The sequence below is a fragment of the Psittacicella hinzii genome (assembly GCF_003585935.1).
Classification (GTDB): domain Bacteria; phylum Pseudomonadota; class Gammaproteobacteria; order Enterobacterales; family Psittacicellaceae; genus Psittacicella; species Psittacicella hinzii.
This window is the reverse complement of record NZ_NRJG01000200.1, coordinates 1-1599: the sequence shown is the minus strand read 5'-3', so window position 1 is coordinate 1599 and position 1599 is coordinate 1. Positions and strand designations below refer to the sequence as shown.

The window sequence follows — 1599 nt, the reverse complement described above, 5'->3', positions numbered from 1 at the left end:
CGTCTAAACATAGATAACACTTTTACTAAAATAAATAAAAATTAATTTTAGCAATCACTAGTGGAATTTTACCTGTTATAACTTTATTACAGTTATGACCTTATTAAAGTATTACCTTATTACAGAAACTATTTGCACCACTGACAAGCAATATACACTACCAATCAATAGGAGAGCAATATTCTCGTAATTAATTTATCGTCATACTCCAATAATCCCAAGCACTGTTATTACAACCTTAAGGAATTAAATAATTTAATCCGGCTGAGAAAAAGAAAACTTCCTTTACCTAAGTAAAAGAAGTTTCTTAATATTAGCAATTAATAAATTTTAACGTCCATGGAGATCATTATTTATGATCAAATTTACGCATTAATTTGTCACCTAAATATTCTACTACTTGTACAATTAGAATAATAATAGGTACAGTTGACCATAACATTACAGGTTCAAAACGGTTGTAACCGTAACGAATCGCTACGTCACCAAGACCACCAGCACCTACAACACCGCCCATTGCTGTATAACCAATTACACTAACAGTTGTTACAGTTAAAGCTCCAAGAATCCCAGGCACAGCTTCTGGTACAATTGCCCATAAAACAGTTTGGCGAGTTGTAGCTCCCATTGATTTACAAGCTTCAATAATGCCTAAATCTAATTGGCGTAAAACATTTTGCACCATACGCCCAAAATAAGGAGTAGCCGAAATAACTAATGGTGGAACTATCCCTTTTACTCCAATTGTTGTCCCTGTTAATAAATTGGTTAGCGGAATCGCTACCACTAAAAGAATAATAAATGGTACAGAACGTAATACGTTTACTAAAAACGAAACTACACTATAAACGTATTTGTTTTCAAGTAATTGACCTGGACTTAATAAGAATAACAGTAGACCAAGAGGTAAGCCTAATAACACCGTAAAGAACATGGTAAGTACTACCATGAGTAAAGTATCGGTTGTAGCTTCGGCTAATAATTCAAAATCGATTAAATCTAAAATTTCTTGCATTATGCTAACTCCTCAAAATCTACATTTTCATCACGTAAGAACTGTTGTAAAGTAGCATATTTTTGATCATCACAGTCTACTGAAACTACTAATTGTCCAAAAGATAATTCTCCAATCGTACCTACAGTACCTTGTAGAATATTTAATTCAATTTGTAATTTTGTACCAATACGTGCAATAACAGGTTTAGCCGCGTCGTTACCTTTATAAGTAATACGTAATACACGACCTTTAAATGAATCTTGTAATAATTTCCAAGCTTCACTATCAACCCCAGATTCTGATAATAATTTTTTAGTCGTACTATGTTCTGGATGGAGGAATACTTCAGCTACAGGACCTTGCTCAACAATTTGTCCAGCCTCAATAACTGATACTTCATCACAAATGGTACGAATTACATCCATTGAGTGAGTGATAAGCACAATGGTTAAATTTAATTTATGACTTAAATCTTTAAGTAATTCAAGAATTGAACGTGTTGTCTCTGGATCAAGGGCCGAAGTTGCTTCATCACATAAAAGAATTGATGGATTATTTGCTAAGGCACGAGCAATACCTACACGTTGCTTTTGTCCACCTGA

At 33.6% G+C, this 1599-nt stretch carries 2 protein-coding genes; both read right to left on the bottom strand.

Annotated elements, in window-relative coordinates; genetic code table 11:
- Nucleotides 1-349 precede the first annotated feature (349 nt).
- Entirely contained in the window at nt 350-1015 is a 666-nt protein-coding gene (locus CKF58_RS08140; protein ID WP_119532754.1) for a methionine ABC transporter permease, read from the bottom strand.
- Nucleotides 1015-1599: NIL domain-containing protein (locus CKF58_RS08665; RefSeq protein WP_119532753.1), on the bottom strand; the 585-nt coding region annotated here is incomplete at its 5' end. The genes CKF58_RS08665 and CKF58_RS08140, both read right to left, overlap by 1 nt.